The following is an 8,959-nucleotide window of genomic DNA, read 5'->3' on the forward strand; positions in this document are numbered from 1 at the left end:
GACATACCGAAACCGCCCGTTAACACCTCGGGTGAAAGCTCAGACCCAGCCGTGGGACCGCGCCACCGCGACGAGGACGCCGCGCGTCGCCAGCACCTGCTCCGCCGTGAGCGAGGGCACGCCGGCGAGCAGCACCTCGGTCACCTCGGCGACGAGCTCCCGCTCGGTCGGGGTCTCCCCCGCGCGCGAGGCGGCGTCGGGCAGGGGCGGGAGGAAGGCGGGAACGCCGACGGGCGCCGGGCTCGCGCCGACCCCGGCGAGCACCGGCGCGGGTGTCACGAGCGTGACGGTGGAGGCCTTCAGGCCTCGGTCGCCGTCCTCCACGGTGAAGTCGACGACCGCCCCGACCGCGAGGTGCCGCTTGTCGAACTCGAGGTCGTTGACGTGGATGAACACGTCGTCACCCCCCGTGTCCGGAGCCACGAACCCGTACCCGCGCACCTCGTCGAACCTGATGACCTTGCCTTGAACCACGACACACACTCCGCCTCGTCGGTGTCCCTGCGGAATCGAGTGTAGGACGAGTGTCCAACTTCTCGCCCTCGGGCGCGCCACCGTTCGCCCACGGGCGTTACGGTGCCGGTATGACAGCCCGCGCGACGGTCCGCGCCCTGGACACCGCCGAGGTGCTGCGGCGTGCGGACGAGCTGGCCGACGTCTACCAGCGCGCGTTCGGGTGCTCCGCCGCACGGCGCGACCACTTCCGCGACACGCGGCTCGCCTACCTGCCCCTCTACGACGGCGCCGTGACCCTCGCCGCCTTCGAGGGCGAGACGGTTGTCGGCTTCGTCTACGGCTTCGACTACCAGCCGGACCACTGGTGGCCCCGGCTGGTCGGCCCCGCCCTCGCCGAGGCGGGCCACGCGAGCTGGACGCACGACGCGTTCGAGCTCAACGAGCTGGAGGTGCTGCCGGAGCACCAGGGCCGCGGGCACGGGACAGCCCTGCTGCGTGCGCTGCTGGAGCGGCTGCCGCACCGGCACACGCTGCTGTCCACGACCGCCGACCCCGCCGACCGCGCCAAGGTGCTCTACCGGCGGCTGGGCTTCGTCGACCTCGTGCCCGGCTTCCGCTACCCGGGCGTCGCGGAGCCGGCGAACCTCATGGGCCACCGGCGTGTCACGCCGGCGCCGAGCGGCCAGGACGGTCAGCGCGTCCAGACGTAGGGCGTGGTCGTGGAGACGCGCGCGAACCCGTACCGCTCGAGGATCGGGCGCGAGTACGCGGTCGAGTCGCTGTGGACGAGGGTCTTGCCGCGCGCCAGCGCCGAGCGGGCCCGCGCGGAGGTGAGGGCCCGGTAGATGCCGCGGCCGCGCCACTCCTGCCGCGTGCACCCGCCCCAGATCCCCGCGAAGTCGGTGCCCGGGACGGGCTCGAGCCGCCCGGCCGACACGATCTCGCCCGCGGCCTCGGCGACCCAGAGCTCCATGCCGTCGTCCAGCGCCTGCCGGCGCAGCACGGCGTTCGCCGTCTCGTCCGACGGCGGGGCGCCGAACACCTCGTCCTGCATCGCGCACATCGCGCGGACGTCGGCCTCGGCCGTGACCGGGCGCAGGGTGACGCCGTCGGGCAGGGGCACGTCGACCGCCAGGGCCGCGGCCTCGCCGATCATGATCGACTCCTGCTCCTCCGGCACGAACCCGTGCTCGACGAGCGCGTCGTGCAGCCCGGGCGCCCGGTCGTGACCGCGCGTCTTCCACTCGACGCGCGTGATGCCGCCGTCGGCCCGGTAGTGCGCGACGGCGGCATCGACGAGCGAGCGCACCCCGGCCTCGTCGGCCCCGCCGAGATCGCGGTAGGTGACGAACCCCCGCCCGCCGAGGAAGGTGACCAGGCGCAGCGGCCCCCACGGGGTGACCGCCACGGCGCTCGGCGTCTCGGCGTCGGTGCGCAGCTGCTCGTCGTAGGCCTGCAGCAGGCGGGAGGTGTCGGTCATGGGCCGACGATCCCGTGCCGGGCCGAGGCCCGGCAACGGAATATCGGCGGCGGCTCAGCCCTTCGCGACGGCGGGACCGTCGCCGGCCGGGACCCCGTCGACCGGGCTGCCGTCCCCGCCGTCGTCGGGCGTCGCCGCCGACGTCGCGAGCTCGAACGGCTCGCCGTCGTGCTTCTCGACACCGGTCTCGACCGTCTCGGACAGCACCTGCACCGCCAGCGCGCGCTTGAGCACGAGCGGGTCGTTGGACAGGTCCTTCCACAGCGCGACGCACAGCACGAGCATGACCACGACGAACGGCAGCGCCGAGACGATCGTGATGTTCTTCAGACCGTTGAGGGCGCTGGCCGGGTCGTCGCCGCCGGCGAGCAGCATCGCCGCCGCGACCGCGCCGGTGCTCACGCCCCAGAAGATCACGGCCTTCTTGCTCGGCTCCTCCGCGCCGTTCTCGGACAGCCCGCCCATGATGATCGAGGCGGAGTCGGCGCCCGTGACGAAGAAGATCGCGACGAGCACGACCGCCAGCACCATGAGCGCGAGCCCGACCCAGCCCGGCACGGGCAGCGCGCCGAGGGTCTGGAAGAAGATGAGGTCGAAGTTGATGTCGGCCCCGCCCTCACCGATCGCCGCGAGCGCCGCGCCGGTGGCCTGCGCCTGCTCGGCGCGCTCCTGCAGGCCGATGGCGCCGCCGCCGAAGATCGCGAACCAGACGGTCGAGACGACCGACGGGACGAGCAGCACGCCGGTGACGAACTGGCGCACGGTGCGGCCGCGCGAGATGCGGGCGATGAACGGGCCGACGAACGGCGTCCACGACACCCACCAGGCCCAGTAGAAGATGGTCCAGGACCCCATCCAGTCGGACAGGCTCTGGTCGCCGGACGCCGCGGTGCGCGAGGCCATGTCGGGCAGGTCGCCGACGAAGGCGCCGATCGAGGCGGGGAGCACGTTGAGGATGAACAGCGTGGGCCCGCCGACGAAGACGATGACCGCGAGCAGCAGCGCCAGCCACATGTTGGCGTTGGACAGCCACTGGATGCCGCGCTCGATGCCCGACACGGCAGACAGCACGAACAGGCAGGTCAGGACGGCGATGATGAGGACGAGCGTGACCGTGCCGACCGACTCCATGATGCCGGAGTGCTGGATGCCGCCGCCGATCTGCAGGGCGCCGAGGCCCAGGGAGCAGGCGGAGCCGAAGAGGGTCGCGAGGATCGCGAGGATGTTGATGACGCGCCCGCCGGTGCCGTTGACCGCCTTGCGGCCGAACAGCGACGTGAACATCGAGCTGAAGAGCTGCGAGCGCCCGAGGCGGTAGGTGCCGTAGGCCATGCCGAGGCCCACGATGGCGTACATCGCCCACGGGTAGATGGTCCAGTGGAACAGCGTCTGGCCCATGGCGGTGGACGCGGCGGCGGGCGTCGAGCCCTCGACGGTGCCGGGCGGCGGCGCCATGTAGAAGTAGAGGGGCTCGCCGACGCCGTAGAACATGAGGCCGATGCCCATGCCGGTCGCGAACATCATCGCGATCCAGGAGGGGGTGGAGTACTGCGGCTTCTCGCCGTCCTGCCCGAGGGGGATCTTGCCGAAGCGGCCGAGCGCCACGACGATCACGAAGACGGCGAAGATGGTGGCGGCGATGACGAACAGCCAGCCGAAGTTGCCCAGGACGCCGGTGAGGGCGGAGTCGGCCACCGCGCCGAGGGTCTCGGAGCTGACGAAGCCCCACACGATGAAGGCCAGGGCGATGAGGCCCGCGACGCCGAAGACGACGCGGTCGGTACCGACGCGCTGGTCCTGGGGCCCGCGCGCTGCTCGCTCGACGCGGTGCGCGGCACGCTGCACGCGGCTGACGAGGGTCTTGGTGGTCTCTGAGGTAGTCATCACGACGGCCCTCCTTTCCCGCCCCGGGTCTGCCGGGTGGTCACACGGGAGGGCCAGATCTCCTTACACGTATGAAAAGGTCTCCAGACGACCCTCCACGCTAACAGCACACCATCTTTCACCTCCGGTCGTGCGGCCGCCACGCGACCGTGCGGGCCGGGTGGCCGGCCCGCACGCGTCAGCCCTTGAGACCGCTGTGCGCGAGGCCCTGGACGAACTGCTTCTGGGCGACGAGGAAGACCGCGAGGACGGGCAGCACGGTGAGCGTCGTCGCAGCCAGCTGCACGTTCCACATGGGCCCGCCGTACGCGTCGACGTACTGCGTGAGGGCCTGCGGGAGGGTGAAGCTCTCCTTGCTCGAGAGGTACACGACGGGCTCGAGGTAGAGGTTCCACGACTTGAGGAACGTGAAGATCGCCACGGCGCCGAGCGCGGACCGGGACAGGGGGACGGCGATGCGCCAGAACACGCCCCAGCGGCCGAGCCCGTCGAGCCGGCCGGCCTCCTCGAGCTCCGTGGGCAGCCCGAGGAAGAACTGCCGCATGATGAAGACGGCCAGCACGGCGGGCGCCCCGAGGACCGGGACGACGATCAGGGGCCAGTGGGTGTCGACCAGCCCGAGCGTGTTGACGATGCGGAACAGCGGGACGATCGTCACCTCCGCCGGCACGAGCAGACCGACGAGGACGAGGACGAACAGGGCGTTCGCGCCGGGGAAGCGGATCCGCGCGAACGCGTACCCCGCCATCGCCGCCACGAGCATCGTGCCGAGCGTGACGACCACCGCGATGTAGAGGGAGTTCCAGTACTGCTGCGCGAACGGCTGCAGCGTGAACACCCGCCCGTAGGCGTCGAACGACGGGTCCTGGGGCCACAGCGTCGGTACACGGCGCAGGATCTCGCTCATCGGCTTGAGGCTCGAGGTCGCCATCCACCACGTGGGGAAGACGAACGGCAGGCTGAGCACGGCGAGCACGACCACGAGCAGCCACCGCGTCAGGCCGCGCCGGGCGCGGGCCCGCCGCCGCGGCAGCGGGACGAGGACCGGGGTGGCGGGCGCCTCCGTCTCGGGAGCCGTGATGATCTCAGACCTCATGGAAGACCCACCTCTTGCGTGACTGCCACTGGAGCAGCGTCAGGACGAGCACGATGACGAACAGGAGCACGGCCAGCGCGCTCGCGTAGCCGAACTCGTTGAACCGGAACGCCTGCTGGTACAGGTAGTAGACGAGCACCGTGGTCGAGCTCCCGGGCCCGCCGCCGGTGAGCACGTCGATCTGCGCGAACACCTCGAGCGACCCGACGATCGTGATGATCGACACGAGCAGCACGGTCGGGCTGATGAGCGGCAGCGTGACGGAGCGGAACCGGCGCCACGCGCCGGCCCCGTCCAGCCGGGCCGCCTCCTGCAGCTCCTCGGGCACGCCCTGGAGCGCCGCGAGGAACAGGATCATGTTGAGGCCGACGTTCTTGAAGACCTGCACGATGATCACGGCGGCCATGGCGGCGTCGGGGCGCCGCAGCCAGTTGGGCCCCTCCACGCCGAGCACGGAGAGGAAGCCGTTGATGCCGCCGTCGGCCTGGAGCAGGAAGCTCCAGACGATGGTCCAGGCGACCAGGGACACGACGACCGGCGAGAAGAAGAACGTGCGGAACGTCGTGGTGCCGGGCAGCCGCTGGTTGAGCAGGACGGCGAGCAGCAGCGCCAGCGCGATGTTCACCACGACCAGCCCGACCGAGAACCAGAGGGTCGCCCGGAGCGCGTCCGCCAGCCCGGGGTCCGCCGCCATGCGCTGGTAGTTCTCCGCGCCGACGAACGTGAAGGTGTTCGCCAGCACGTTCCACTCGTGCAGCGAGTACCAGACCACCATGACGAGCGGCAGCACGACGAACGCGAGGGAGCCCAGCACCACGGGGGCGACCATGGTGTACCCGACGAGCCGGTCGCGGCGCACCGCCGCCGACGCCGCCACGCCTCAGTCCTCCAGGAGCGGCGTGATCGCCGCGCAGGTGTCGGCCAGCACGGCCTCGACGTCGGCGTCCTCGACCCACAGCGCGTCGAGCTCGGCGCGCACCGTCTCCGAGAGCTTGGCGAAGCTCGCGTGGGCCGGCTTGGTCACGGCGTCCTGCACGCTCTCGACGACGACGGCCTCGAGCTGCTCGGCCGACAGCCGGGGGTTGGCCGCGGCCAGGTCCTCGCCGTTGAGCAGCGAGGCGCGCGGCGGCGGGAAGTACGCGGCGAGCTGCGCGGCGTTCTCCGGGTTGGTGAAGTACGCGAGGAAGTCGGCGGCGACGTCGGGGTGCTCGCCCGCCGCGAAGACGCCGATGCCGGCCTGGCCCACGACGTCCTGCTGCCCGGCCGGGCCGGCGGGCAGCGGCACGACGTCCCAGGAGAACGAGTCGTCGAGCGACGACGCGCGGCTGATCTGCGTGATGGTCATCGCGGCGTCGCCCGCGAAGAAGTCGGCCGTGGTGCCGGGCTCCGGGAGGGCGCCGTCGGTGAACACGGCGTCGTGGAACCAGGTGAGGGCGTCGACCATCGCCGGGTCGGTGAAGGTGCACTCCGTGCCGTCGGCGCTCCACGGCTGGGCCTGCCAGCCGGACCAGACCGTGGCCAGGTTCTCCCACGCCTGGTAGTCGAAGTCGCGCACCACGAGGCCCTGCTTGCCCGTGTCCTGCGCGGTGGCCGCCGCGATGTCGCGGGCGGCGTCGAAGGTCCACCCGCCGTCGGCCACCAGGTCCGCCGGGTTCGGCTGGCCTGCCGCGGCGAGCTGGTCGGTGTTGACGAAGACCGCGAACGGGCTGGTGGAGAACGGGTAGGCGTAGAGCCCGTCGCCGTCCTCCCACAGCGACAGGGCGCTGGGCACGAGGTCGTCCGCCGCGTACCCGTCGGTGCCCTCGAGCACGGGGCGCAGGTCGACCAGCGCGCCGCTCGCGACGAACTCGGGCGCGTTGCTCTCGAACACCCACGCGAGGTCGGGCGCGTTGCCGCCCGCGAGCTGGGTGGTCAGGGCGGTGGTGTAGTCCTCGAACGGGATCGTCTCGAACGAGACGCCCGCGACGAGCTCCGGGTTCTCGGCGACGTACGCGTCGGCGATGGTCTGGAAGAGCTCGAGCTGGGCCTCGTCCGCCGTCCAGACGGTCATCCGCAGCTCGACCGGCTCGTCGGGCGTCTCGGGCTCACCGGCCGGGGCGGACGAGCCGCCGGCGCAGGACGTCAGGGCCAGTGCGGTGCCGAGCGCGCCGACGGCGGCCGCCGTCCTGCGGGCCCGGGTGGGGTGTGCAGACATCAGTTCTCCTTCGGACTGAGACGAACCGGTGGGGGGTGCGGGAAGACGCTCGGGCGTCAGTACGGGTGGACGCCGTCGGGCCAGCGGAGCTCGACGCCCGCGGCGACGAGCTCGGCCTGGTAGTCGGCCAGGAGCCCGGGACCGGACTGCACGGCGTGCGGCGTGGTGCCGGTGGCGAGGCAGAAGGCCGCCAGGTGGCCTGCCGCCTCGCCGACGTTCCACTCGACCGGGTGCAGCCGGTAGCACCCGTTCGTGATGTGGGTGGTCCCGATGTTCTTGTTGCCGGCGAGCAGGTTGGTGGTGCGCTGCGGCAGCAGGGCGCCGAGCGGGATCTCGAACGGCGTGGACGGCACGTCGATGTAGGTGTCGCCGCCCGTCGAGGGGTGCAGGTCGATCCGGTACATGCCGACGCCGACCGAGTCGTCGTACCGTGTCGCGCCGGCGTCGCCGCGCACGGCGTAGGAGACGTCGTTCTCCGTGACGGTCGTGACGGCGCGGATGCGGCGGGACTCGCGGTGGTACGCGGCCTGGGCCAGCCCGTCGGGGTGGCCCGTGACGTCGGGGCGCAGCCGCAGCCCGGGGAAGCCCGTGCCACCGTCGGCCCGCGGTGCCTCGGTCTGCATCCAGTAGAGCATCGACAGGCTGAGCTGCCGCGCGTCCGCGACGCGGGCCTCCTCCACCTCGCGGGGCACGTCGAGCACGTGGTCGAGGAAGTAGTCGATGCTCGGCCAGTTCACGAGGCACAGGTCGCTCGCGTAGGCGCCGGGCTCGTGCAGGTCGCGCGCCGCGATGCGGCGGAACAGCCAGAGGTTGCCGTCGCCGGCGTTCCTGGACTGGTCGGCGTCGACGGCGAGCGGGTCGTCGCCCGGGTTGGGCGTGAACGAGCGCTTCTCCAGCGCGAGCGTGCGCGGGTTGGGCGCCGTCCAGGACAGGAGCTGCTCGCCGCCCCACGCGGCCGGCGCGTGCTCGCGCCAGAAGTCGTACCGCGCGGGCCGGTCGATCGTGTGGTCCCCGTCGACGTGCTCGACGACGAAGCACACGCTCAGCGCCTGCACGTTGTCCGGCTGCGCCTGCTCGGGGGCGCTGGGCTCCCCGGTGTCGTGCCGCGACTCGAACCCCGTCACGTACTCCGTCCCCGTCAGGGGCAGCAGCTCGCCCGTCTCGGTCGCGTCGATCGTGTAGGCGGCGGCGACGGTGACCTCGTCGCCGTCGAGCACCGACCGCAGCGTCACGGAGGTGACGCGGTCGCCGTCGGTCGTGGCGGCGACGGGGCGCACGCGCTCCAGGAGCCGCACCCGGCCGGTCGAGCGGTACGGGGCGAGCATCTCCTCGAGCACCCCGACGGCGACGCGTGGCTCGTGGCACAGCTTGGACACCCAGCCCGCGCCGGGGTTGAGCTCGGCCCACCGCCGGGCGTCGTCGGTCAGGGGGTAGCGGCGGCGGTAGACGTCGCGGATCCCGTCCCGCAGCGCGCGGTACCGGGCGGTCACGCCGAACCGCTCGACCCACGGGTGCTCGTCCGGGGGCACGGCCTGCGAGGTGAGCTGCCCGCCGATCCACGGGTGCTCCTCGGTGAGGACGACGAAGGCGCCGCGGTCGGCGGCGGCCAGCGCCGCGGCGATGCCGCCGAGGCCTGCGCCCACCACGAGCACGTCGGTCTGGAGGTCGGGAGAAGTCACGCGGGGATCCGTCCTGTCGGGGTCTGTCTCTGGTCCTGGTGGGGCACTCAGCGCGCGGTTCGGCCCGGCGGCGCCAGGGTGGCTCCCTCGACGTCCGGGCACGCGAGCACCTGGTGCAGCTCCGCCTCGGTCACGGCGGTCGGCCGCCGGGCGTCGCGCTCGCGGCGGGG

At 72.4% G+C, this 8,959-nt stretch carries 8 protein-coding genes; 1 reads left to right on the forward strand and 7 read right to left on the reverse strand.

Annotated features, from left to right (window positions below; all coding sequences use genetic code 11):
- Positions 1–39: 39 nt before the first annotated feature.
- The gene (locus HLB15_RS09795; protein ID WP_171105108.1) at positions 40–474 is read right to left on the reverse strand and encodes a cold-shock protein; all 435 of its coding nucleotides are present in this window, start codon (positions 472–474) and stop codon (positions 40–42) included.
- Positions 475–584: 110 nt separating this feature from the next.
- Between HLB15_RS09795 and HLB15_RS09800 the strand changes: the two genes are divergently transcribed.
- Positions 585–1,166 (forward strand): GNAT family N-acetyltransferase, encoded by a 582-nt coding sequence (locus tag HLB15_RS09800; RefSeq protein WP_171105109.1) that lies wholly within the window; start codon positions 585–587, stop codon positions 1,164–1,166.
- Here the strand turns inward: HLB15_RS09800 and HLB15_RS09805 are convergent.
- The 6 genes from HLB15_RS09805 to HLB15_RS09830 all read right to left on the reverse strand — a co-directional run bounded on the left by HLB15_RS09805 (position 1,148) and on the right by HLB15_RS09830 (position 8,789).
- Positions 1,148–1,936 (reverse strand): GNAT family N-acetyltransferase, encoded by a 789-nt coding sequence (locus tag HLB15_RS09805; RefSeq protein WP_171105110.1) that lies wholly within the window; start codon positions 1,934–1,936, stop codon positions 1,148–1,150. The genes HLB15_RS09800 and HLB15_RS09805 overlap by 19 nt on opposite strands.
- Before the next feature lie 54 nt (positions 1,937–1,990).
- The gene (locus HLB15_RS09810) at positions 1,991–3,820 is read right to left on the reverse strand and encodes a BCCT family transporter (RefSeq protein ID WP_229785324.1); all 1,830 of its coding nucleotides are present in this window, start codon (positions 3,818–3,820) and stop codon (positions 1,991–1,993) included.
- Between the two features lie 178 nt (positions 3,821–3,998).
- The gene (locus HLB15_RS09815; RefSeq protein ID WP_212759700.1) at positions 3,999–4,916 is read right to left on the reverse strand and encodes a carbohydrate ABC transporter permease; all 918 of its coding nucleotides are present in this window, start codon (positions 4,914–4,916) and stop codon (positions 3,999–4,001) included.
- Positions 4,906–5,793 (reverse strand): carbohydrate ABC transporter permease, encoded by an 888-nt coding sequence (locus tag HLB15_RS09820; RefSeq protein WP_229785323.1) that lies wholly within the window; start codon positions 5,791–5,793, stop codon positions 4,906–4,908. Before HLB15_RS09820 ends, HLB15_RS09815 begins: the two co-directional genes overlap by 11 nt.
- A 3-nt stretch (positions 5,794–5,796) precedes the next feature.
- On the reverse strand, positions 5,797–7,110 hold the full coding sequence (locus HLB15_RS09825; RefSeq protein ID WP_171105111.1) for an ABC transporter substrate-binding protein: 1,314 nt from the start codon (positions 7,108–7,110) through the stop codon (positions 5,797–5,799).
- Positions 7,111–7,166: 56 nt separating this feature from the next.
- Positions 7,167–8,789, reverse strand: coding sequence for an FAD-dependent oxidoreductase (locus HLB15_RS09830; RefSeq protein WP_171105112.1), 1,623 nt, complete (start codon positions 8,787–8,789; stop codon positions 7,167–7,169).
- Between the last annotated feature and the right edge of the window lie 170 nt (positions 8,790–8,959).

It is taken from the genome of Promicromonospora citrea, from assembly GCF_013004695.1.
Classification (GTDB): Bacteria; Actinomycetota; Actinomycetes; order Actinomycetales; family Cellulomonadaceae; genus Promicromonospora; species Promicromonospora citrea.